Origin of the sequence: Bacillus sp. YP1, from assembly GCF_000877815.1 — a bacterium.
Taxonomy (GTDB): domain Bacteria; phylum Bacillota; class Bacilli; order Bacillales; family Bacillaceae; genus Bacillus; species Bacillus subtilis.
On the sequence record NZ_CP010014.1, the window covers coordinates 4020001 to 4042921 of the forward strand.

16 protein-coding genes, 4 tRNA genes and 3 rRNA genes are annotated in these 22921 nt (G+C 46.3%); 10 read left to right on the top strand and 13 right to left on the bottom strand.

The features are described from left to right. Positions 1-32 precede the first annotated feature (32 nt). The 10 genes from QF06_RS19935 (at position 33) to QF06_RS19975 (ending at position 8457) form a co-directional block, all read left to right on the top strand. Positions 33-107: transfer RNA gene (locus QF06_RS19935), tRNA-Gly, on the top strand. A gap of 31 nt (positions 108-138) precedes the next feature. Then, positions 139-215, top strand: a tRNA-Arg gene (locus tag QF06_RS19940). Between the two features lie 27 nt (positions 216-242). Next, positions 243-319 (top strand) — tRNA-Pro (locus QF06_RS19945). A 9-nt stretch (positions 320-328) separates the two neighbouring features. After that, positions 329-404, top strand: a tRNA-Ala gene (locus QF06_RS19950). A 171-nt stretch (positions 405-575) separates the two neighbouring features. After that, positions 576-2125 (top strand): 16S ribosomal RNA (locus QF06_RS19955). A 170-nt stretch (positions 2126-2295) separates the two neighbouring features. Further along, positions 2296-5223, top strand: a 23S ribosomal RNA gene (locus tag QF06_RS19960). Positions 5224-5278: 55 nt separating this feature from the next. Then, positions 5279-5394: ribosomal RNA gene (gene rrf, locus QF06_RS19965) — 5S ribosomal RNA — on the top strand. Together the 16S, 23S and 5S rRNA genes with 4 tRNA genes alongside form the textbook arrangement of a ribosomal RNA operon. Positions 5395-5513: 119 nt before the next feature. After that, positions 5514-5777 (top strand): hypothetical protein, encoded by a 264-nt coding sequence (locus QF06_RS21970; protein WP_153940043.1) that lies wholly within the window; start codon positions 5514-5516, stop codon positions 5775-5777. 177 nt (positions 5778-5954) lie between these two features. Next, positions 5955-7391 carry a SulP family inorganic anion transporter gene (locus QF06_RS19970; protein WP_041850623.1) on the top strand — a complete coding sequence of 479 codons (1437 nt, stop codon included), beginning with the start codon at positions 5955-5957 and terminating at the stop codon, positions 7389-7391. Between the two features lie 145 nt (positions 7392-7536). After that, entirely contained in the window at positions 7537-8457 is a 921-nt protein-coding gene (locus tag QF06_RS19975) for a bile acid:sodium symporter family protein (protein WP_080332228.1), read from the top strand. An 8-nt stretch (positions 8458-8465) separates the two neighbouring features. Here the strand turns inward: QF06_RS19975 and QF06_RS19980 are convergent, their stop codons facing one another. From QF06_RS19980 to QF06_RS20040, 13 genes are all read right to left on the bottom strand, one after another. Then, a complete protein-coding gene (locus tag QF06_RS19980; RefSeq protein ID WP_041850625.1) occupies positions 8466-9218 on the bottom strand; it encodes an alpha/beta hydrolase in 753 nt (250 codons plus the stop codon). Beyond that, positions 9215-10225: an iron ABC transporter permease FeuC gene (gene feuC / locus QF06_RS19985; protein WP_003234980.1), complete on the bottom strand. Its 1011-nt coding sequence runs from the start codon at positions 10223-10225 to the stop codon at positions 9215-9217. Before feuC ends, QF06_RS19980 begins: the two co-directional genes overlap by 4 nt. Then, entirely contained in the window at positions 10218-11222 is a 1005-nt protein-coding gene (locus QF06_RS19990) for a FecCD family ABC transporter permease (protein WP_015715127.1), read from the bottom strand. The genes feuC and QF06_RS19990 overlap by 8 nt, the downstream gene beginning before the upstream one ends. An 18-nt stretch (positions 11223-11240) precedes the next feature. Further along, on the bottom strand, positions 11241-12194 hold the full coding sequence (gene feuA, locus QF06_RS19995; RefSeq protein ID WP_014478641.1) for an iron ABC transporter substrate-binding protein FeuA: 954 nt from the start codon (positions 12192-12194) through the stop codon (positions 11241-11243). A gap of 90 nt (positions 12195-12284) precedes the next feature. Further along, positions 12285-13874, bottom strand: coding sequence for a bacillibactin transport transcriptional regulator Btr (gene btr / locus QF06_RS20000; protein ID WP_041850626.1), 1590 nt, complete (start codon positions 13872-13874; stop codon positions 12285-12287). Between the two features lie 190 nt (positions 13875-14064). Beyond that, positions 14065-15309 (bottom strand): exo-beta-N-acetylmuramidase NamZ family protein, encoded by a 1245-nt coding sequence (locus QF06_RS20005; RefSeq protein WP_041850627.1) that lies wholly within the window; start codon positions 15307-15309, stop codon positions 14065-14067. Between the two features lie 13 nt (positions 15310-15322). After that, complete coding sequence (gene nagZ / locus QF06_RS20010; protein WP_043940262.1) at positions 15323-17251, bottom strand: beta-N-acetylhexosaminidase; 1929 nt, start codon at positions 17249-17251, stop codon at positions 15323-15325. 27 nt (positions 17252-17278) lie between these two features. Further along, positions 17279-18604 carry an N-acetylmuramoyl-L-alanine amidase gene (gene amiE, locus QF06_RS20015; protein WP_043858233.1) on the bottom strand — a complete coding sequence of 442 codons (1326 nt, stop codon included), beginning with the start codon at positions 18602-18604 and terminating at the stop codon, positions 17279-17281. Between the two features lie 56 nt (positions 18605-18660). After that, the gene (locus tag QF06_RS20020; RefSeq protein ID WP_015715132.1) at positions 18661-20028 is read right to left on the bottom strand and encodes a PTS transporter subunit EIIC; all 1368 of its coding nucleotides are present in this window, start codon (positions 20026-20028) and stop codon (positions 18661-18663) included. Positions 20029-20053: 25 nt separating this feature from the next. Next, on the bottom strand, positions 20054-20905 hold the full coding sequence (locus QF06_RS20025; RefSeq protein WP_032722858.1) for a MurR/RpiR family transcriptional regulator: 852 nt from the start codon (positions 20903-20905) through the stop codon (positions 20054-20056). 16 nt (positions 20906-20921) lie between these two features. Next, positions 20922-21836, bottom strand: a complete 915-nt coding sequence (murQ, locus tag QF06_RS20030; RefSeq protein WP_043940263.1) for an N-acetylmuramic acid 6-phosphate etherase — start codon at positions 21834-21836, stop codon at positions 20922-20924. Between the two features lie 110 nt (positions 21837-21946). Then, on the bottom strand, positions 21947-22429 hold the full coding sequence (locus tag QF06_RS20035; protein WP_014475628.1) for a GNAT family N-acetyltransferase: 483 nt from the start codon (positions 22427-22429) through the stop codon (positions 21947-21949). A gap of 12 nt (positions 22430-22441) precedes the next feature. Next, on the bottom strand, positions 22442-22897 hold the full coding sequence (locus tag QF06_RS20040) for a 2-thiouracil desulfurase family protein (RefSeq protein ID WP_021481932.1): 456 nt from the start codon (positions 22895-22897) through the stop codon (positions 22442-22444). Between the last annotated feature and the right edge of the window lie 24 nt (positions 22898-22921).

A 22921-nucleotide genomic window follows, 5' to 3' on the forward strand; every position in this document is an offset into this window, starting at 1 on the left:
TCATAAGGAGAAAGCTTTTTTTATTGCGATATGCGGAAGTAGTTCAGTGGTAGAACACCACCTTGCCAAGGTGGGGGTCGCGGGTTCGAATCCCGTCTTCCGCTCCATTTATCCCAACGGGATATTGTAAATTGAATTGCGCCCGTAGCTCAATTGGATAGAGCGTTTGACTACGGATCAAAAGGTTAGGGGTTCGACTCCTCTCGGGCGCGCCATATCTTTTAATAGAATAGATAGGAAATCGGGAAGTAGCTCAGCTTGGTAGAGCACATGGTTTGGGACCATGGGGTCGCAGGTTCGAATCCTGTCTTCCCGACCATTTTTTTATGGGGCCTTAGCTCAGCTGGGAGAGCGCCTGCTTTGCACGCAGGAGGTCAGCGGTTCGATCCCGCTAGGCTCCACCAAAATTTTTAAAAAAAGTTGTTGACTTTGAAGAAGTGACGTTGTATACTAATAAAGTTGCTTTAACAAAGCGGACAAACAAAATGATCTTTGAAAACTAAACAAGACAAAACGTACCTGTTAATTCAGTTTTTAAAAATCGCACAGCGATGTGCGTAGTCAGTTAAACTACATTATCGGAGAGTTTGATCCTGGCTCAGGACGAACGCTGGCGGCGTGCCTAATACATGCAAGTCGAGCGGACAGATGGGAGCTTGCTCCCTGATGTTAGCGGCGGACGGGTGAGTAACACGTGGGTAACCTGCCTGTAAGACTGGGATAACTCCGGGAAACCGGGGCTAATACCGGATGGTTGTTTGAACCGCATGGTTCAAACATAAAAGGTGGCTTCGGCTACCACTTACAGATGGACCCGCGGCGCATTAGCTAGTTGGTGAGGTAACGGCTCACCAAGGCAACGATGCGTAGCCGACCTGAGAGGGTGATCGGCCACACTGGGACTGAGACACGGCCCAGACTCCTACGGGAGGCAGCAGTAGGGAATCTTCCGCAATGGACGAAAGTCTGACGGAGCAACGCCGCGTGAGTGATGAAGGTTTTCGGATCGTAAAGCTCTGTTGTTAGGGAAGAACAAGTACCGTTCGAATAGGGCGGTACCTTGACGGTACCTAACCAGAAAGCCACGGCTAACTACGTGCCAGCAGCCGCGGTAATACGTAGGTGGCAAGCGTTGTCCGGAATTATTGGGCGTAAAGGGCTCGCAGGCGGTTTCTTAAGTCTGATGTGAAAGCCCCCGGCTCAACCGGGGAGGGTCATTGGAAACTGGGGAACTTGAGTGCAGAAGAGGAGAGTGGAATTCCACGTGTAGCGGTGAAATGCGTAGAGATGTGGAGGAACACCAGTGGCGAAGGCGACTCTCTGGTCTGTAACTGACGCTGAGGAGCGAAAGCGTGGGGAGCGAACAGGATTAGATACCCTGGTAGTCCACGCCGTAAACGATGAGTGCTAAGTGTTAGGGGGTTTCCGCCCCTTAGTGCTGCAGCTAACGCATTAAGCACTCCGCCTGGGGAGTACGGTCGCAAGACTGAAACTCAAAGGAATTGACGGGGGCCCGCACAAGCGGTGGAGCATGTGGTTTAATTCGAAGCAACGCGAAGAACCTTACCAGGTCTTGACATCCTCTGACAATCCTAGAGATAGGACGTCCCCTTCGGGGGCAGAGTGACAGGTGGTGCATGGTTGTCGTCAGCTCGTGTCGTGAGATGTTGGGTTAAGTCCCGCAACGAGCGCAACCCTTGATCTTAGTTGCCAGCATTTAGTTGGGCACTCTAAGGTGACTGCCGGTGACAAACCGGAGGAAGGTGGGGATGACGTCAAATCATCATGCCCCTTATGACCTGGGCTACACACGTGCTACAATGGACAGAACAAAGGGCAGCGAAACCGCGAGGTTAAGCCAATCCCACAAATCTGTTCTCAGTTCGGATCGCAGTCTGCAACTCGACTGCGTGAAGCTGGAATCGCTAGTAATCGCGGATCAGCATGCCGCGGTGAATACGTTCCCGGGCCTTGTACACACCGCCCGTCACACCACGAGAGTTTGTAACACCCGAAGTCGGTGAGGTAACCTTTTAGGAGCCAGCCGCCGAAGGTGGGACAGATGATTGGGGTGAAGTCGTAACAAGGTAGCCGTATCGGAAGGTGCGGCTGGATCACCTCCTTTCTAAGGATATTATACGGAATATAAGACCTTGGGTCTTATAAACAGAACGTTCCCTGTCTTGTTTAGTTTTGAAGGATCATTCCTTCGAAACGTGTTCTTTGAAAACTAGATAACAGTAGACATCACATTCAATTAGTAATACAAGATATCACATAGTGATTCTTTTTAACGGTTAAGTTAGAAAGGGCGCACGGTGGATGCCTTGGCACTAGGAGCCGATGAAGGACGGGACGAACACCGATATGCTTCGGGGAGCTGTAAGCAAGCTTTGATCCGGAGATTTCCGAATGGGGAAACCCACCACTCGTAATGGAGTGGTATCCATATCTGAATTCATAGGATATGAGAAGGCAGACCCGGGGAACTGAAACATCTAAGTACCCGGAGGAAGAGAAAGCAAATGCGATTCCCTGAGTAGCGGCGAGCGAAACGGGATTAGCCCAAACCAAGAGGCTTGCCTCTTGGGGTTGTAGGACACTCTGTACGGAGTTACAAAAGAACGAGGTAGATGAAGAGGTCTGGAAAGGCCCGCCATAGGAGGTAACAGCCCTGTAGTCAAAACTTCGTTCTCTCCTGAGTGGATCCTGAGTACGGCGGAACACGTGAAATTCCGTCGGAATCCGGGAGGACCATCTCCCAAGGCTAAATACTCCCTAGTGACCGATAGTGAACCAGTACCGTGAGGGAAAGGTGAAAAGCACCCCGGAAGGGGAGTGAAAGAGATCCTGAAACCGTGTGCCTACAAGTAGTCAGAGCCCGTTAACGGGTGATGGCGTGCCTTTTGTAGAATGAACCGGCGAGTTACGATCCCGTGCAAGGTTAAGCAGAAGATGCGGAGCCGCAGCGAAAGCGAGTCTGAATAGGGCGCATGAGTACGTGGTCGTAGACCCGAAACCAGGTGATCTACCCATGTCCAGGGTGAAGTTCAGGTAACACTGAATGGAGGCCCGAACCCACGCACGTTGAAAAGTGCGGGGATGAGGTGTGGGTAGGGGTGAAATGCCAATCGAACCTGGAGATAGCTGGTTCTCTCCGAAATAGCTTTAGGGCTAGCCTCAAGGTAAGAGTCTTGGAGGTAGAGCACTGATTGGACTAGGGGCCCCTACCGGGTTACCGAATTCAGTCAAACTCCGAATGCCAATGACTTATCCTTGGGAGTCAGACTGCGAGTGATAAGATCCGTAGTCGAAAGGGAAACAGCCCAGACCGCCAGCTAAGGTCCCAAAGTATACGTTAAGTGGAAAAGGATGTGGAGTTGCTTAGACAACCAGGATGTTGGCTTAGAAGCAGCCACCATTTAAAGAGTGCGTAATAGCTCACTGGTCGAGTGACTCTGCGCCGAAAATGTACCGGGGCTAAACGTATCACCGAAGCTGCGGACTGTTCTTCGAACAGTGGTAGGAGAGCGTTCTAAGGGCTGTGAAGCCAGACCGGAAGGACTGGTGGAGCGCTTAGAAGTGAGAATGCCGGTATGAGTAGCGAAAGAGGGGTGAGAATCCCCTCCACCGAATGCCTAAGGTTTCCTGAGGAAGGCTCGTCCGCTCAGGGTTAGTCGGGACCTAAGCCGAGGCCGAAAGGCGTAGGCGATGGACAACAGGTTGATATTCCTGTACCACCTCCTCACCATTTGAGCAATGGGGGGACGCAGGAGGATAGGGTAAGCGCGGTATTGGATATCCGCGTCCAAGCAGTTAGGCTGGGAAATAGGCAAATCCGTTTCCCATAAGGCTGAGCTGTGATGGCGAGCGAAATATAGTAGCGAAGTTCCTGATTCCACACTGCCAAGAAAAGCCTCTAGCGAGGTGAGAGGTGCCCGTACCGCAAACCGACACAGGTAGGCGAGGAGAGAATCCTAAGGTGATCGAGAGAACTCTCGTTAAGGAACTCGGCAAAATGACCCCGTAACTTCGGGAGAAGGGGTGCTCTGTTAGGGTGCAAGCCCGAGAGAGCCGCAGTGAATAGGCCCAGGCGACTGTTTAGCAAAAACACAGGTCTCTGCGAAGCCGTAAGGCGAAGTATAGGGGCTGACGCCTGCCCGGTGCTGGAAGGTTAAGAGGAGCGCTTAGCGTAAGCGAAGGTGCGAATTGAAGCCCCAGTAAACGGCGGCCGTAACTATAACGGTCCTAAGGTAGCGAAATTCCTTGTCGGGTAAGTTCCGACCCGCACGAAAGGCGCAACGATCTGGGCACTGTCTCAACGAGAGACTCGGTGAAATTATAGTACCTGTGAAGATGCAGGTTACCCGCGACAGGACGGAAAGACCCCGTGGAGCTTTACTGCAGCCTGATATTGAATGTTGGTACAGCTTGTACAGGATAGGTAGGAGCCTTGGAAACCGGAGCGCCAGCTTCGGTGGAGGCATCGGTGGGATACTACCCTGGCTGTATTGACCTTCTAACCCGCCGCCCTTATCGGGCGGGGAGACAGTGTCAGGTGGGCAGTTTGACTGGGGCGGTCGCCTCCTAAAAGGTAACGGAGGCGCCCAAAGGTTCCCTCAGAATGGTTGGAAATCATTCGCAGAGTGTAAAGGCACAAGGGAGCTTGACTGCGAGACCTACAAGTCGAGCAGGGACGAAAGTCGGGCTTAGTGATCCGGTGGTTCCGCATGGAAGGGCCATCGCTCAACGGATAAAAGCTACCCCGGGGATAACAGGCTTATCTCCCCCAAGAGTCCACATCGACGGGGAGGTTTGGCACCTCGATGTCGGCTCATCGCATCCTGGGGCTGTAGTCGGTCCCAAGGGTTGGGCTGTTCGCCCATTAAAGCGGTACGCGAGCTGGGTTCAGAACGTCGTGAGACAGTTCGGTCCCTATCCGTCGCGGGCGCAGGAAATTTGAGAGGAGCTGTCCTTAGTACGAGAGGACCGGGATGGACGCACCGCTGGTGTACCAGTTGTTCTGCCAAGGGCATCGCTGGGTAGCTATGTGCGGACGGGATAAGTGCTGAAAGCATCTAAGCATGAAGCCCCCCTCAAGATGAGATTTCCCATTCCGCAAGGAAGTAAGATCCCTGAAAGATGATCAGGTTGATAGGTCTGAGGTGGAAGTGTGGCGACACATGGAGCTGACAGATACTAATCGATCGAGGACTTAACCATATTTTTGAATGATGTCACACCTGTTATCTAGTTTTGAGAGAACACTCTCAATTTGTTTGGTGGCGATAGCGAAGAGGTCACACCCGTTCCCATACCGAACACGGAAGTTAAGCTCTTCAGCGCCGATGGTAGTCGGGGGTTTCCCCCTGTGAGAGTAGGACGCCGCCAAGCAAGCTTAAACCCAGCTCATTGAGCTGGGTTTTTTATTTTATATCTGTGCCGATTTGCTTTCGTTAGTATCCATTTTACTAATATTTTTGAATCCCAATACAATCACCAGCATGATCAACATGAGAGTCATAAATAATCAAAATGCAGGTTGTACGGGAGACTCATCCAGACTCCATCCGACTGCGATTGGCATGCTGCTCGCTGCCAATGGATTGGCGGCGAGCAGCATGCCTGTCGTTTGTTCGGAAACCGGCTCGGGTTGCCAAATGGGAGAAAAGATATTACTGTCATTAAAACGATTCTTGGTTTCATCCGGATATGATAAAATGTCTCAGACTATATTTGAGCCATTTTTTTCTTCAGCAATCATCTTGCGTAATTGATAAAAATTTATTATGATACTCTTTGTATGACAACTCCTTGCCTCAATACAATATACTCAACGTTTCCCCGTTTTCCCCGGTCGTTTTTCTTTTCATTTTCTCCCGTAAAATAAAAAAAGCTCCCAATACAATAGATATGGTGCGGATTAATTTTTTACTAAAAAGGAGTCGTTATATTTGAATAATAGTTTTACATTAAAACAGCAATGGTTCGGGAATATCCGAAAAGACATTCTTGCTGGCATTTTAGTTGCGTTAGCGTTAATACCTGAAGCGATTGGCTTTTCTATTATAGCCGGTGTGGATCCAATGGTCGGTCTTTATGCGTCATTTTGTATAGCCATTATTATTTCTATTTTTGGCGGCAGACCTGGCATGATTTCAGCTGCGACAGGCTCAATGGCAGTCGTTATGGTGTCGCTGGTTGCTGATCATGGGCTTCAGTATTTATTTGCGGCTACGATTTTGACAGGTATTATTCAGGTGATTTTAGGTATCAGTAAAATTGCAAGATTAATGAAATTCATCCCGCGTTCTGTGATGATCGGGTTTGTGAATGCGCTGGCGATCCTTATCTTCTCTGCGCAGCTTCCCCAGTTTGAAGGTGCTTCTTGGAGCATGTATGCGATGCTTGCCGGGTCGTTGGTTATTATTTATGTGCTGCCGAGATTTACGACTGCTGTTCCGTCTCCGCTTGTTGCTATTATGGTGATGACAATTATTGCGGTCACTTTCCATGTGGATGTGCGGACGGTTGGTGATATGGGCAATATTTCTAGTTCATTGCCTCATTTCTTAATCCCTGATGTTCCGTTTACCTTTGAAACACTGCAAATTATTTTTCCTTATTCAATTGCTTTAGCGTTTGTCGGGTTGCTTGAATCTTTGCTGACAGCGCAGATTATTGATGAAATGACGGATACGGACAGTGATAAAAATAAAGAGAGCCGCGGACAGGGAATTGCGAATATCGTGACTGGATTCTTTGGCGGAATGGCAGGCTGCGCTATGATCGGACAATCTGTCATTAATACAAAAGCGGGCGGTCGCGGACGTTTGTCAGCATTTGTTGCCGGTGCTTTTCTGATGTTTTTAATTGCGGTGTTAAGTCATGTCGTGGTGAAAATCCCAATGGCGGCGTTAGTAGCTGTAATGGTTATGGTGTCTGTCGGCACTTTTGATTGGTCTTCCTTAAAAGGTCTCAAAAAAGCGCCGCTCACGGACTCGATTGTCATGGTTGTGACTGTGGTTACGGTTGTTGTGACGGATGACTTATCTAAGGGTGTATTTGTCGGTGTTCTTTTAAGTGCCGTGTTCTTTGTAGCAAAAATCTCGAAGCTGAAAATCGTTTCTCATGCAGAGGATCAAAAGCTTAGAACGTATCAAGTGAAGGGGCAAATCTTTTTTGCGTCAGTGACTGATCTTACGAATGCGTTTATATATCAAGAGGATATTGAGCGGGTTGTGATTGACTTAACTGAAGCTCACGTATGGGACGATTCTGGTGCGGCCGCACTTGATAAGATTGTTGCGAAGTTTAAGGAACAAGGCATTGAAGCTGAGTTAAAAGGTTTGAATAAAGCGAGTAAATCTCTAATGAAACAGATGGCATAAAATAGAGAAGCCCAGATGAATGAGATCTGGGCTTTTTTATATAACATACACTTAAGCAGCATTGATATAATAGAGAGAAGAGAAATTTTAAATAGGGGACTTGCATATGATGCTTCAGAAGCTGAACCGTGTATTGGGGAGAGTGATGCCGCTGTTGACGCCGACTAGTGTGGTGCTGGGCGTGCTGCTGTCTCAGTTTTTAAATGGGTATGAATGGGCTGTGCCTTGGATCTTTGCTTTTATTACGTTTGCAGGCAGTTTAAGCGCTAACTTTCAATCTTTGAGACATGCATTGTCTCACCCTCTCCCTATGATTCTTGCACTATTCGTTCTTCATATTTTCATGCCGCTTTTTGCTTGGGGCAGCGGCCATCTTATATTTAAAGGTGATCCTTTGACGATTACCGGTTTAACATTGGCTGTTGTGATTCCTACGGGGATTACAAGCTTGATTTGGGCAGCGATGTACAAAGGGAATGTCGGTTTGACACTTTCGATTATTTTAATTGATACTGTGCTGTCACCGCTAATCGTACCGCTGAGTCTTTCATTGCTGGCCGGCGCTCAGGTTCATATGGATGTGTGGGGAATGATGAAAGGTCTGATTGTAATGGTCGTGATTCCTTCTTTTCTGGGCATGCTGTTTAATCAGATGTCATCTCCAGAAAGAACTGCGTCTTTAAGCAGTGCGCTGTCGCCTTTTTCAAAGCTTTGCTTGATGGCAGTGATTGCGATTAACAGTTCAGCGATTGCTCCTTATTTCAAATCCATTGATTTGAGATTTGCAGGAATAGCTGTAACGGTATTCTTTATCGCGTTAACAGGTTATGCCGCTGCTTGGCTGATCGGAAAAATGATGAAAAGGCGGCAAGAGGAAATAGTCTCTCTTATATTTACGGGAGGCATGAGGAATATTAGTGCCGGCGCAGTTCTTGCCGTTACGTTCTTCCCGTCTCAGGTTGCCGTTCCTGTTGTGATTGGCATGCTGTTTCAGCAGATATTGGCTGCTTTGTTTGGCTATATGCTGAATCGTTTTGAATTAAAACCAATGTTGCAGAAAGTATAAAAAACCGCTCATAGGGTTGAGCGGTTTTTTCCGTATAGCCATTCGAGCGCGTTGATGAACTGTTTGCAGAAATACTTGCGGTGGTGCACCGCTCCTTTTTCAATTGAAAGATACAACTGGTCTTCAGTGAAGCCTTTTTCTTTTAGACTTTGATGAACTTGCTTTGTTTTTTTAAGCATATGTCGCTGAATGGATTGTTTTTCACGGCCTTCTTCACTCCCGACAGACATGAAAACACGTACAGTGCCGGGCTTTAAAGAAGTTATATGAATGGTTTCCGCTGCGTTCTCGTACCAGTATGAACCTGATATAGAGCCTATTTTCCCGAACATTGACGGATATTTTAATATGGCGAACATTGAGATGAGGCCGCCTAATGAGGCACCGATCATTCCTCTTGACTGCGGTTCCCTGGTGACGTTCCAGTTTTCTTCGATTAGCGGAATGAACTGGTTCGTTATATCAGACAGATAGTGATATCCCATTCCGCCGAAGTCCGTGAACCGATCACTGAGTGATGCAGCCGGCCAAGGTGTGTATTCATTTAGCCGGTTTTCGGGTTCGATACCGATCAGCACGAGTTTAGGCAGCCTTCGCTGTTGAAATGCGTTTTCTAATAATTCGATTTGGTTTTGGAACAAAGAACTGCCATCCTGCACGTAAACAGCAGGAAATCCCCCGCTGTCTGTGCTGTAGGAAGGAGGGAGGTACAGCGTGAACCTCCTGTTGCCGGCTTTGTGTTCTGAAAGAGATCCTTTCAAGCATTCTCCCCCTTTTTTTGCTTGAAAAGCAGATATAAGAAATAAGGAACTCCGAGGATCGCCAAAATGATGCCTGCGGGCACTTCTGCGGGCTGAAAAAACAGTTTTCCGGCAAAGTCTGCGCTTATCACAAGAAGCATCCCGATTAAACCGCTCAGTGGCAGGATATAGCGATGTTCGACGCCAGCCAGTCTCCGTGAGATATGGGGAGCAATTAAGCCGACAAACGCCATGCTTCCCGCTACGGAGACACAGGCGCTGATGATTGCTACACAGGCTACGAGCAGGATGGTTTTTTCTTTATTTGATGAAATGCCGAGGCTTCTGACTGTGTCTTCATCAAAACGAATGGTGTCGAGCAGGCGGGATTTGCCGATAAGAATCGGTATAAACAGCAGCATCCATGGGAGAACGGCTGTGATATACGTCCAGTTGGCAGACCAGATGCTTCCGTTTTTCCACACCATGGCCATTTGATAGTCTTGCGGGTCCATTTTTAAAGATAAAAACAAAGACAGGGCGCTGAATCCTGAATTGATCGCAATCCCTACCAGAATAATTCTTCCTGAATCTAAATTGCCTCTGTGCCATGCAAATATGTAAATCAGGATCGCCGCGATGAGCCCGCCTATCAATCCAAAGAGCGGCATTCCCATCGCTGCAGCTATGGATGTCACTTCCTTCTGGCCTTGGAATAAGAGCATAAACGCTACAATGCCGGCTCCTGCCCCTGCGTTGATTCCGAGAATTCCAGGGTCAGCAAGCCCGTTTCTCGTGATGGCCTGGATAACAGCGCCTGCAATGCCAAGACCGAGTCCAATAATAGCAGCCATGACAACCCGCGGCAGTCTTAAATCGAACAACAAAATTTCATACTGCGGATTCGGGTCGATTTGAAAAAGAGTGGAGAGCAGCTCAGCAGGACGAACAGAAAATGATCCGCTCGTTAAGCTGAAATAACTGACAACCAGAATCAAAGCGATGAACAATGCATATTTTTTAGCCATTTTGCTCCCCTCCTTTTCGTTTAATTAAATAAAGGAAGAAAGGTACGCCGATAATGGATGTTACGACCTCAATCGGTGTTTCAAACGGATAGTTGATAAATCTGCTTGCGAGATCACACAGGGTTAAAAAGATTCCGCCCAAAATACAGGAGCACGGAATCAGCCTGCTGTAATCAGAGCCGACGAGAAATCTCGTGATATGCGGAACAACCAACCCGACAAACGCAATTTTTCCGGCCAGCGCTACGGCACTGCCGGTTAGAATGATGACGGAAAGCATCGCCATGATTTTAATGGTTTTTTTCTTTTGCCCCAGGCTTTTAGAAATGTCGTCCCCTAATGATACAGCGGTTACCTTTTTGCTGAGAGAAATGGCCATTATAATGCCAATCAGGAAAAACGGAGCGGCAAGCTTCAGGAAATCTGGACTCATTTGATGAAGTCTGGCACTGTACCAGAAACTGAGATCCTGAGAAATTTGAAAATAAATCGACATGGCCGCTGATAAGCTGCTGAGCAGCATGCTTGTGACTGTGCCGATGATGGCGAGCTGCACGGGGGTAAATCCGTTTGGCATCATGGCGGCAAGGCCGAATACTAACACAGCTCCTAACGCTGAGCCGATAAAAGAGTATATCATCATTTCAATTGAAGATGATTGCGGGAGCAGAACCATGCAAAGCGTAATGATAAACGCTGAACCATCTGAAACACCCATAATGGATGGCGAAGCTAAATAATTGCGCGTAATGCCCTGCATAAGCGCTCCAGAAACAGCAAGGGCTGCCCCTATGAGCAGAGCGCCGGCAGCCCTTGGAATCCGGGAGTGCCATATAATTTGATGGTCTGTGTTTCCCGGATCGAAATGAATAAGAGATGTAAAAACAATATCTGTGCTAAGATGCTTTGCCCCATAAAGGATTGAAAGCAAAAGCGACAGCGTTATAGCAAATGGAGAAGTAATCAATATGATACGTGTCCACTGTTTTGAATACATACAAAAACCTACTCTGAATTAGTTTTGTGTCAATTTTTCAGCAGCCGCTTTCAGGAAACGGACTTTGCTCCAAGCTGTGCCGCCTTGTGCGAGAGGGTCCACTGAGTTGACATACACATGGTCTTCTTTGACTGCTTTAAGGCTTTTCCAGATTGGATTTTTCTCTAAATCTTTTAAGGCATCAGGTTTGTCTGCATTTTCATCATCAGAAAATTGGACGAAAATATGGTCCGGGTTCATTTCACTTAATTTTTCTAATGAAATCAGCTCTTGCGCTTTTGCAGCTTTTACTTCGTTCGGCGCCTTAAGGCCTAAATCACCGTATAGTGTGGAGTTGAAATACACCTGTTCAGGGTAAATGTAAATGTTGCCTTGTCTGATTCTGATGACAAGCGCTTTTGAATCTTTCGCTTTATCGTTGATTTTTGTTTTTGTTTCTTTTAGATCCTGTTCATAGTCTGCAATAATTTTCTTTGCTTTTTTCTCTTTTCCAGTCAGCTGGGCAAGCAGCATCATGTTTTCCTTCCAGTTTGAAGAGATATGAGAAACTGGGATCGTTGTGCCTGCTGTGCTGATTTTTTGCAGCGTTTTTTCCGGAAACTTTGTTGAAGCAAGGATAACATCTGGCTTCATTTCAAGAATCTTTTCAATATTTGGCTCCATTTTTTCTCCGGTTGGTTTGGCTTTATCAGTGATGTCTTTGAACATATCAGGGAATTTGCCGGAGAATGAAATTGCGCCTTGCGGATGAACGTCAAGCAATTTCGCGTCTTCCATTGATTCAACGCTTCCCGTAATGGCGATTTTGTCTGTCGGTACAGTTACTTCATATGTTTTATCAAGGTATTCAATTTTCTTCTTCTCAGATGCTGTGCCGCTTGCCTTGCTGGCAGTTGATTCATTTTTGCTGCCGCAAGCTGCCGCCGTCAGCGCGAGAAGCAAGATTAATAAGGTAAGAGATATCTTTTTCATCTATAGAGCCTCCTGTTCAATTGATAACTATTATCAATTGGAATTATAGAGAATGAACAGATATAACACCATGGACTAATTCCTGATTTATCATGGACAATCTCCGGATAATAAAGAAACAGTTTGCTGAACGATGCGTTCGTGCCCGCAAGCTGAGTATTCATTCCACGGATCAAGGGATAGAAGATAAACACGGTTATTCCGTACCGCGCTTAGGTTTTGCCATGCTTCTGTCTGCTGTAATTGCTGGTAGTAAGCTATGGTCTCCGGCTCTTTAAAAAGAAAAAGCATCATACAGTCAGCTTGGTAATTTGCGATATTTTCTAACGAAATCGCTTGTTCTGAAGGTGTGTCAGCCGTTGTTGCCGAGCTGAATCCTAAATCTCCAAAGAAAACTTCGCGGACACTTCGGTTATGTGCCAGATAGAAGTTTTGCTTATGCAGCCTCAAAAAGAGAAAACGCAGCCCTTGAACGTGCTGAAGTGTTTTTTTGGCGGCTGTTGTCTGCTGGTCATAATCCGCTAGCCACTTCTCTGCTTCGGATTCCTCCTTTAAAAATGAGGCAGTTTGCAGAAAGTGGGTTCTCCAGCTTTCTTCTGAAGGAAGGTACATGACTTCTGCGATGCGATTCAGGCGATCTTGTTCTTCTGGAGAAATAGAATCCATGCTGACAATCACATCTGGTTCTGCCTGTGATAACGTGTACAGGTTTTCTTCCCACTTTTCATTAAATCGGTATGCACTGAGCTGGACGGGTATATCTGTCGAATAATGCTGATAGTAGTAAGACGTCCATTTCGGATGCAGAGCGGCCGCAAAAGGTATATGGTGAAGAGGGATGAGATGGCCCATTGTGCCCCTTCCGTATGCGGCGATTTTCTTTCGGCGTTTTTTCATATAGCTTGTAGGTGAACAGCCTGTATGTTTTTTAAAGATTCTGCTGAAATAAAATTCATCTTGATAACCGGTTTGGTGTGCGATTTCTTTCAATTTGCAGTTTGATTTTGCCATGAGCCGTTTTGCCTTTGTGATTCGTGTTTTCGTAATAAATTCTGTTACGCTCTGTCCTGTCCATTTTTTAAAGCTTTCGCTGTAGTGTTTGGCACTGATTCCTGCCATTTGCGACAGCTGGGCAAGCGTAATTTTTGTATCGGCATGGGTTTCGATATAGTGTTTTGTTTTTTCGATTGCTGAATGTGTATCCGTTTGATCAGATAAACTTGCAGTAAAGAGGTCATAAATCAGGCTTTGTACTTCAATCACACATTTTAGCTGAGAAAGCTGAGACGATTCATTCCATAGTGCGGCAAGCTCTTGAAGCCGGACGGCAAGATTTTCGATATGTGAAACATTCATAAGCTTCAGTTTGGCTAATTCCGATTCTGTGCACGGTGTGAAAATATCTTGCCCGGTTTCCTTGATATAGCTTTGAAGCCTGATCATACAGGCATCTATATGTCCATCGGCTGCCGGCGTAAAGCCAAAGGTCTCGTTAGGCGGACAAACATAAAGTGTCTTTTTTTGCAGAGGATTGGTGTTTGTTCCGATCGAAATATAGCCATTTCCTTTTAAATGAAAAATCAGCACGAATGAATCGGCTAATTGCTGTTCTGAGAAGAGATCACTTGTCTTTTTTAGATATTTAATTTGTATCGGTTGATAAATCACTGCTTTTTGCACGAGTAGACCACCTTTTCAGAAGCATTCAATTGATAATCATTTTCAATAAAAATTGTACCAAATAAATGAAAGTTTTCCTATATAAAGCGGGTGGTTTTTTAGTATGAAAAAAACCCTTACTTATGTGTAAAAGTAAGGGTCTTTCGTTCGGTAAGAATATGTTACACGTGTAACATACGATGCTTACGTTCTAATAAATGAGATATTTTTTTCTTGTTTTGCTGAATTGTTGGAGTGTTTTTTCATAGCTGTTTATGATGTTCTCAATCGAAGTTCCATTTTTAATTTTTGTCCTGATCCAGCCGTTGCCTGCCAGTTTATCGAATGAACCTGTTGACAGGAACTCAAAATCCTCAGGATAGAGATCGTGTATGGTTTTAATGACTGAAAGACCCGTTTTAACGGCTTCAAACTTATCTCTGTCTGTCACATAGAGCTGCACACCGTGGCAAAGCGTTCCTTGATGTTTAGAAAACGTCGGTGTGAAGGATGCTGCCCTAAATGTAACGCCCGGCAAATGGAGGCTGTTTAATGTTTCTTCAAGTTCTGTGCTTTTGATAAAGGGAGCTCCGATCAATTCGAATGGCTTTGTTGTCCCTCGCCCTTCGGATATATTTGTTCCTTCAATCAGCCCGGTTGCAGGATAAACAAATGTGCTTTCCACCGCCGGCATGTTAGGCGAAGGGAGGACGAAAGGCAATCGGGTATCGTCAAAATCCATTTTTCGCTTCCAGTGTTTCATTTTTACCACTGTAAGATCGGCATCAATACTAAATTCTTTGTTGAACAGTAAAGCCAATTCGCCTATCGTCATCCCATGCTTCAATGGAATGGGATACAATCCGACAAATGAGGCGTATTCAGGTTCTAAGATTGGTCCTTCAATATGATTCCCGCCTTGAGGATTCGGACGGTCCAGCACCATAAATGGAATGCCGTTTTCTTTAGCGGCTTCCATTGCGTATGCCATTGTATAAATGTACGTGTAGAAACGGGTCCCGACATCCTGAATGTCAAACATTAGAATATCGACATTTTTCAGCATTTCTGGAGTCGGTTTTTTCGTTTTTCCGTAGAGGCTGTATACGGGAACCCCGGTTTTTTCGTCAATGTAAGAGCCTACTTCGTCTCCAGCCTGGGCGTCACCGCGGACGCCGTGTTCAGGGCCGAATAAAGCTGTCAGTTTGATATCTGGGTTCTCGTAAAGAATATCGACACTGCTTTTCAGAGATGCGTTTACTCCGGTTGGATTGGTGATCAGTCCGATGCGTTTTCCCTTGAGCTGTTTTTTATAGTCTGGCAAGAGCGTGTCTATCCCAGTCTGGACTTTAGGTTTTTTAGCCGTTTGATTCTTTGAATCGGGTGAAGCAGAGGCAGCGGTTATCGTTCCGAATATCATGAGCCCTGTCAGAAAAGCGAATATTGTTTTTCTCATGTGTCCCTCCTTATTAAAGCGGTCTTCCCGTTTTGATATTTAATCCGTAGCCAAATGGGTAAAGGGTGTTCCCTGGTTTCGTGACTGACGGAATGTCAACTGGAAGTGTGCCTTTAGGTTTTGCCTGACCGAATATCGCCATCACTCCGGCCGGAATATTAGGTTGAAGATAACGGCCATTTGCGTATCCTTTAAAGCCATAGACTGCAATCAGTGCCTTTGCTTCTTCGAAATTGGCTGCGTCATAGGGGTTGCGCAGGCTCATTAAGACAAATGGTTTGTTGTGCTGCAGTGCGGCTTTCATGACAGCTCTCGGAAACACGGTGGCCCATTTGCTTGAATCTGATATTGTGTCGTCGATGACACCGTCGTTGACGACAGGGTCATTTTTGACGACATAGGAGCCGGTAATGATATAATCAGCCTCTTTTACTTGTTTTTCATGCTCGGCCTTAAATACTTGGTTGGCAAAGTTCATTTTGCTGAGGGATACGGGTTTGATTTTCTTCCGCTTGATGAGATCGTGAATGGTTTGTTCGATTGAAGCAGTTTGTTCTTCGTAAGGTGCCACAATTAAGATTCGGCTGCCTTTTTTAGGCTTGAACGGCAAAGTGTGCTGTTCATTTTTTAATACAGTTACTGCTTTTTCAGCTATTTTTTTCTCTGCTTTCAGGTGCTGCTTGCTTCCTACGATTTTTTGGGCTTTGGCTATTTTTTCTTTTGTACTGTCGCTGTTTCGCGCTGGATACATGCCGCGTTTTATTTTCAGGGAAATGATTCTTTCAACTGATTTGTTGATTTGTTGTTCAGGAATATCCCCGTTTTTCACGGCTTCTTTCAAAGCTTGAATAACACGTGCGAATTTCTGTTCTTCTTTCATTGAAGTGACTGAGGCAGGCATTAATGCAATATCGACACCAGCTTTTACGGCCATGACCACAGCCTCTTCCTGTCCGAAATGATCTGCAATTGCCTTCATATTGAGCGCATCGGTAACGATGACCCCATTAAAGCCCATTTCCTGACGAAGAAGACCTGTCATCACTTTTTTTGAAAGTGTAGCTGGAACCTGAATGTCCGATCCATCGAGTTTGCTTTTGTAAGTGGTGTCATCAAAGGCGGGAAACTGAACATGGGCTGTCATCACCATATCAGCACCAGCATCAATTGCTTTTTGGAAAGGATAAAGCTCGACCTCACGAAGCCGTTCTTGGCCATGGGAAACGAGCGGCAGTCCATAATGGCTGTCAACGTCCGTGTCTCCATGTCCCGGGAAATGTTTGAGGGCAGACGCGATATCCTGCCGCTGCAACCCTTTCATCGTGTATAAACCGAGACGTGATGTCAGTTCTCGATTGGAGCTGAATGACCTTACGCCGATTACAGGATTATCGGGATTATTGTTAATGTCCACGACAGGGCTGAAATCTGTATTGATGCCTAAGGCAGAGAGCTCTTTCCCGATGATGCTGCCGGTCTGATACGCATTGATTCTGCTTCTGGCTGCGCCCAGCGCCATATTCCCTGGGAAATTAGTGCCCTCCCCTAACCTCGTTACAATGCCGCCTTCCTGATCAATACTCAGCATGAGCGGGATTTTTGGACTTGCCTTTTGGTAATCGTCTGTCAGCTGGACAGTTTGTTTTGTTGTTTTTACATTTTCTGCAAAAAGGATGATGCCTCCGAATTGATATTTCTTGACGAGGCTGGCGACTTCACCATTCATTTCTGTAAGGGCTTGCGGAGAGGACTCGCCTTCCTTTTGCCAATTTCTAAAATCAGGCATCAGCATCTGGCCGAGTTTTTCATCTAACGACATACGATTGACAATCTGATTGGCATCGATTGCACGTTTGGATGCAGAGGCTTCTGTCTGTCTGGCCCCGAAAAAGCATGAAAGAAAGAGAACGGCTGAAAGGATAAGCGGAAAGACAGGTCTCATAGAAACTTCCTCCTATCGTCTAATCATTCACTCCATCGCTTCATAAATCGCGGTTATGACACTTCCATAACTGCCTGTTGCAAATTGATCACCCTCAAAGACGTTTGGATTTTCTTCTGGATCAATAACTGGTGTATGCTTTTTATTTGTTAACAATGCGATGCCTAAATTGTATGCTGGATCAATAATTGTAACTGTCCCCGTCCAGCCGGTATGCCCGTAAGCATTTTCGCTGGCATGAGGGCCAAACATCCATTCCATGCTTTTACTTCCGTTCCGCCTCCAGCCAAGAGCGAATGTCGGATCTGTTGCTGAAGGTGCTGTAAACAGGTCGGCTGTTTTCTGATCAAATAAAGAAATGTTTCGGTATGAACCTTTGTTTAACATGACTTGCAGCAGTATGGCCATATCATCTGCATTTGAGAACAATCCGGCATGCCCAGACACGCCACCCATTGAGTAAAACGCTTTTTCGTCATGCACTTCTCCTTGCAGCGAGTTTGTGCGGATGTTAGGGAATTGAATAACGCCGTCACGTGTATTGCCCATGCGTTCAGTAGCTGCGAACTGTTTCGGTTTAAAGCCCTTTTGCAGCGGGTTGTACAAGGTATGCTTCAGCCTGAGCGGTTTGTAGAGCTCTTGCTCCGTGTAGACATCAAGCGGTTGACCGGTGAGTTTTTCGACAATACATCCGAGTAGCATATATCCAATGTCACTGTATACGTGCTTTGTCCCAGTTTGGTAATCGAGCGGAATTTTCGTCAAATATTCAATCGTTTTGTCCCGTTCCTGGGAATAGTACTTGCCGGCTTTTTCCGGCGTGTAAAAGTAAAAGCTTGATGGGAGCCCTGATTGGTGCTGGAGGACATCAATGACACGTATCTTGTCTTTTCCTTTTATGAGGTCACCCGGCTGATCCTTGAAACCCGGCAAATATGCAGAAACTTTTTCATAGACGTCAAGTTTTCCTTGGCTGACTAAGCGCTGCAATGCAAAATTTGTTGCGTACATTTTTGTATTTGAGGCTAAGTCAAACATCGTGCGGGTTTTCATTTTGGCCGGACGGCGCAGCAGTTCTGATCCTTCGTACTTTTTACTGTAGCCGTATGCTGCTTTTTTTATGATGCGTCCATCCTTCACCACCACAAGAACGGCGCCTGGAAATCCTGCTGCAATATCCCGTTCTATCATCTGATCTACCTTCCTTAGCTTCTTCGTCGAGAATTGTGCAGTTTCTGCATTTATGGTTTTCGGCTCAACCAAGTTGTCTGCTGTTTGTGCGAAGGTTTCATTTGGCGCAAATATCGATAGGGTTAAAATGGCACTGAATATGAACAGTGTCTTTGTTTTCACAGGCTAGCCCCTTTCTGTGCTTCTATCCCGTTTACTATCCCTAAAACAGAAACAATTTAATCGAACTGAGAAGCCATTTCATCTTTATATCCGAATGCATAGGTCAATAAAAAACCGGCCGCGTAGGAAATAAAGAGCCCAACGATATACAGGATGATTTGCGAAGGCAGGACTAGAAAAGATAGCGGCAGTCCGGAGACACCAATCGCAATGGTGGCTACTTGAAAATAAGCTTGAAAGGCGCCGCCGATTCCAGCTCCTAAACATGCTGTTAAAAACGGACGGCCGAGCGGCAGCGTGACTCCGAAAATAAGCGGTTCACCAATGCCGAGCAGTCCCGATGGAAGCCCGCCGGCGATTGCTTTCCTCAGTGTTGTTTTTTTCGTCTTCACGAAAACGGCAAAGGCCGCGCCTACCTGTCCTGCACCTCCCATAGCCAAAATAGGGAGCAGAGGATCATTGCCAATTGAATTGATCAGTTCCATGTGCACAGGCGTCAAGCCTTGATGCAGTCCGGTTACGACGAGAGGAAGGAAGGTTGCGCCCAGAATAAAGCCTGCAGCGATGCCGCCGATGTCCAGGATGGACAGTAGGCCGGATGTAATAGCATCAGAAATGAATCCGCCTAAAGGCATAAATACGACATACGTTACGATTCCGGTGATTAACAGTGAAACGGTGGGTGTGACAATGATATCAAGTGATTGAGGAATAAAACGGCGAATAAATTGTTCGGTGTAAGCAATGAATATGGCTGCGAAAAGGACGCCGATCAGACCTCCCCTGCCCGGGAGAAGCTCTTCTCCAAATAAACTGATTTTTGCGATCTCCGGATTGATAATCAAGATCCCGGCCAAAGCCCCAAGTGCGGGTGTCCCGCCAAATTCTTTCGAAGCGTTAATACCGACGAGAATGCCGAGATAAGTGAACAGCCCTGATCCAATGACTGTCAGGATAATCGCAATTTGTGAGTCTGCAGAGAGCCAGCCTGCTTGAATAATTGCTTTGGTAATCCCAGTAATTAAACCGGAAGCGACTAGAGCAGGAATAAGAGGGATAAAAATGCTGGCAATTTTACGTAAGAAAAGTTTAAAAGGAGTGGCGTTTTTTCGATTGATATCGGCTTTCTTTTTGGCCGCTGCTTCTTTGACATCGGCACCTTCTTCTGCTGACACGAGCTTTGAGAAAGCAGCTGTAACATGATTGACAACTCCTGTGCCGAGGATAATTTGTAAGGTTTCAGCTTCAACGACCCCCAATACGCCGTCAAGCTTTCTTAAACCCTGAGCATCTGCTTTGCTTTCATCGTAAGGCGTAATGCGCAGGCGTGTCATGCAATGCGTATATGAAGAAATATTGGATTTTCCTCCGCATAGCTCAAGGATTTTCTGTGCGAGATGATGGTAGTTATTTTCTTTGCTCATTAAAACCCCTCCCCTTCAAGATGCCTTATTTTATTCTCATAGATTGTATGGCTGCTCTCGTTTTATCTATATAACCGGTTGTCGTTTCATACTGCTCAGCCGCCATGCCTAAAAACAAAACATCAATTATAAAAAGCTGGGCGAGGCGGGAGGAAGTGGCTGCACTTCGAATCAAGGCTTCATTGGAATGGGCTGTATACAAAGGGACATCAGCCAGTGCGGAGACGGATGTCTGACTGAATTGTGTGAGGCTGATCGTTGTGATGCCTTTTTCCTTGGCCATGGCAAACAGTTCAATGATTTCCTGTGTCTCTCCTGAAAACGAAATGGCGAATACGATGTCGTCTTTATCTGCATTTGCGATTAAAGATGCCACAAGATGAGTGTCTGTAAACGCGGTTGCTTGTTTATGAATGCGAAGCCACTTTTGCTGGGCGTCCTTGGCGACAATGCCGGAAGCCCCGAGGCCGATAAAATGCACGGTATGAGCTTTGAGAAGCATAGAAACCGCTCGCTCAAGCTCTTTGTAGTCCATCAGGTCTGAAGTATCCTGAATGGCTTGAATGGCATTGCCGGCCGTTTTTTCGGAAATGGAGGGCAGCGGCTCGTGGGGAACAATATCCCGGTAGCCCTGAAAAGTAGGCTTTGCCAGATCGCCCGCTACTCTCATTTTTAAATCTTGAAATCCTTTCAAACCGAGTGATTTGCAGAGCCTGATGACGGCAGCGTCACTTGAATTGGCTAAGGCGCTGATTTCGTTGACCGTGCTTTCGATTGCTTTGTGGGGATGGGCTAGGATATAATCTGCAAGTTTGCGCTCGGATGGAGGGAGCTTATGCTTCATTGATTGGATGATCGCTAAACCGCCTGTGGCCATTCTAGTTCTCTCCTTATCATGGATGGGAATGTTCGATTGCTTTGTCAATGAAACCGTTTGCTTCATCGAGTAATGTCTTTGCTTGTTTCTGATCTGTGCTTGTTTTGAGCATGACGATTGCTGTTTTGACGTGATGATCGGCTTGTTCCAGAGTGTATCTTGCTGTGTCGTATGAAGCGTTTGTAAGGCTTTGGATGATGCTGATGGCGCGTTCTTTTAGTTTTTTGTTGCTAACGTTGACGTCTACCATCAAGTTTTCGTAAACCTTGCCGATTTTGACCATTACAGCGGTAGATATCATGTTTAGAATCATTTTATGTGCGGTTGCGGCTTTCATACGTGTTGATCCTGTAATGGCCTCAGGTCCGACGACAACCTCAATGCTGTGATCCGCATCCTTGCTGATGGCGGAATTTTCATTGCAAGTAAGGGCGATGGTGTGTGCTCCGACTTTGCGGGCGTATCTTAGGCCGCCTGCGGCGTACGGTGTGCGGCCGCTTGCTGCGATGGCAATGACGGTGTCATTTGAAGTGAGCTGTATGTTTCTTAAATCTTCAGCTCCTGCTTCTTCACTGTCTTCAATGCCCTCTGCTGCCTGTAAAAAGGCTTTGGGGCCTCCAGCCATGATTCCGATGACTTGATCAGGGCTTACGCTGTAGGTGGGAGGACATTCAACAGCATCCATGACGCCGAGTCTGCCGCTTGTGCCGGCGCCTGTATATATGAGCCGGCCTCCATTTTGAAACGATTCATATGCGCAGTCTACAGCTGTTTTGATGTCGGGGAGAACCTCCTGAACGGCTGCAGCGACTTTCATATCTTCGTTGTTGATCATTTTAAGGATGCCGAGAGTGTTTGCTTTGTGGATTTCAACTGTTTGACTATTGCGTGATTCCGTTGTAAGACGGTGAAGGTTTAATGGTTCTGACATGAGGATGCCCCCCTGTTTTAAAATGTTATATCTCAATATTCAGTATATTCATTGCTGTTATGATATTTCAACTATGTTTTTAAATTTTTGAAATTTTATTTCACTCAAGACTATAAGAAATGATGAAGGATCAACTGTTCTCCAAGCGGGCCGATTCTTCGCCGTCCTTTATCAAGGAACCCGCTTTTCATATAAAGGTGTTTTGCGCGTATGTTCAGATGATTGACGGCCAAGATGATTTCGTCGCACCATGGAAAATATCCGCTCACAAAAGCGGGAAGCAAAAGCATGGCTTTTTTCGCATAGCCTTTTCCGTGATGCACAGCGTTTAAAGACAGGGAGCTGAGCAGTAAAGCAAATGGATTGTTAGAATAAGAAGCAAGCGTTTCTTTTGATGCATGTAAAATGAAAAAACCGACTGGAAGGTCGTCTTTTAAGATGACAACCGGGTATCGGTCCTGTATGCCCAAAGCCTGAGACAGCACCTCTTTCGGGAGGGAGGTAAAGCGTTTGTCATCGTTGGTGAGCGTGAATGATTGAAGCTCGGGCAAGTGTTCAGGCTTATAGAAGGATAAAGAAATGTCTTGAGTCATGGGGTGGCCTCCTTACAATATGTCGTCAAGCTCGTTTTCCGAAATGACGCGGTAGCCCGCTTGTTTTAACAGTGCGGCGGTTACTCCGCTGCCGGTGATTTTTTTGCCAGAGAATGTGCCGTTATAGATAAAACCGCTTCCGCAAGATGGACTGTTTTCTTTTAATATGACGGCAGAAGCGTTGATTTCTTTTGCGTAAGCCAATGTTTTCGCGGCGCCTTCCATATATAGCTCTGTGACGTCTTCTCCTGAAGCTGTCACGATTTTCGCTGTTCCATTGAGGACATCCTCGCCAGTGCCTCCTATGATTTCTGCGGGTTCGCGTGGGGTAGAGAAGCCGCCGAGAAGTTCAGGGCAAGCCATGACTGCTTTCTTTTCATCGACTAGTTTTCTGATTTTCTCCGACGCTGCGTGAGAGCCGTTATATCTGCATTCAATGCCTCCAAGGCAAGAACTGACTAGAATCATATTGGTTTCTCCTCTCTTGCTTTG

Bases quoted from the DNA above. Each gene is read 5' to 3' on its own strand.
- QF06_RS20020 (WP_015715132.1), bottom strand. From the start codon at position 20,028: ATGAGCAAAGAAAATAACTACCATCATCTCGCACAGAAAATCCTTGAG.
- QF06_RS19975 (WP_080332228.1), top strand. From the start codon at position 7,537: ATGCCGCTGTTGACGCCGACTAGTGTGGTGCTGGGCGTGCTGCTGTCT.
- feuC (WP_003234980.1), bottom strand. From the start codon at position 10,225: ATGGCTAAAAAATATGCATTGTTCATCGCTTTGATTCTGGTTGTCAGT.
- QF06_RS21970 (WP_153940043.1), top strand. From the start codon at position 5,514: ATGAGAGTCATAAATAATCAAAATGCAGGTTGTACGGGAGACTCATCC.
- QF06_RS20040 (WP_021481932.1), bottom strand. From the start codon at position 22,897: ATGATTCTAGTCAGTTCTTGCCTTGGAGGCATTGAATGCAGATATAAC.
- murQ (WP_043940263.1), bottom strand. From the start codon at position 21,836: ATGTCAGAACCATTAAACCTTCACCGTCTTACAACGGAATCACGCAAT.
- QF06_RS20025 (WP_032722858.1), bottom strand. From the start codon at position 20,905: ATGGCCACAGGCGGTTTAGCGATCATCCAATCAATGAAGCATAAGCTC.
- nagZ (WP_043940262.1), bottom strand. From the start codon at position 17,251: ATGAGACCTGTCTTTCCGCTTATCCTTTCAGCCGTTCTCTTTCTTTCA.
- QF06_RS19990 (WP_015715127.1), bottom strand. From the start codon at position 11,222: ATGTATTCAAAACAGTGGACACGTATCATATTGATTACTTCTCCATTT.
- QF06_RS20035 (WP_014475628.1), bottom strand. From the start codon at position 22,429: ATGACTCAAGACATTTCTTTATCCTTCTATAAGCCTGAACACTTGCCC.
- feuA (WP_014478641.1), bottom strand. From the start codon at position 12,194: ATGAAAAAGATATCTCTTACCTTATTAATCTTGCTTCTCGCGCTGACG.
- QF06_RS20005 (WP_041850627.1), bottom strand. From the start codon at position 15,309: ATGAGAAAAACAATATTCGCTTTTCTGACAGGGCTCATGATATTCGGA.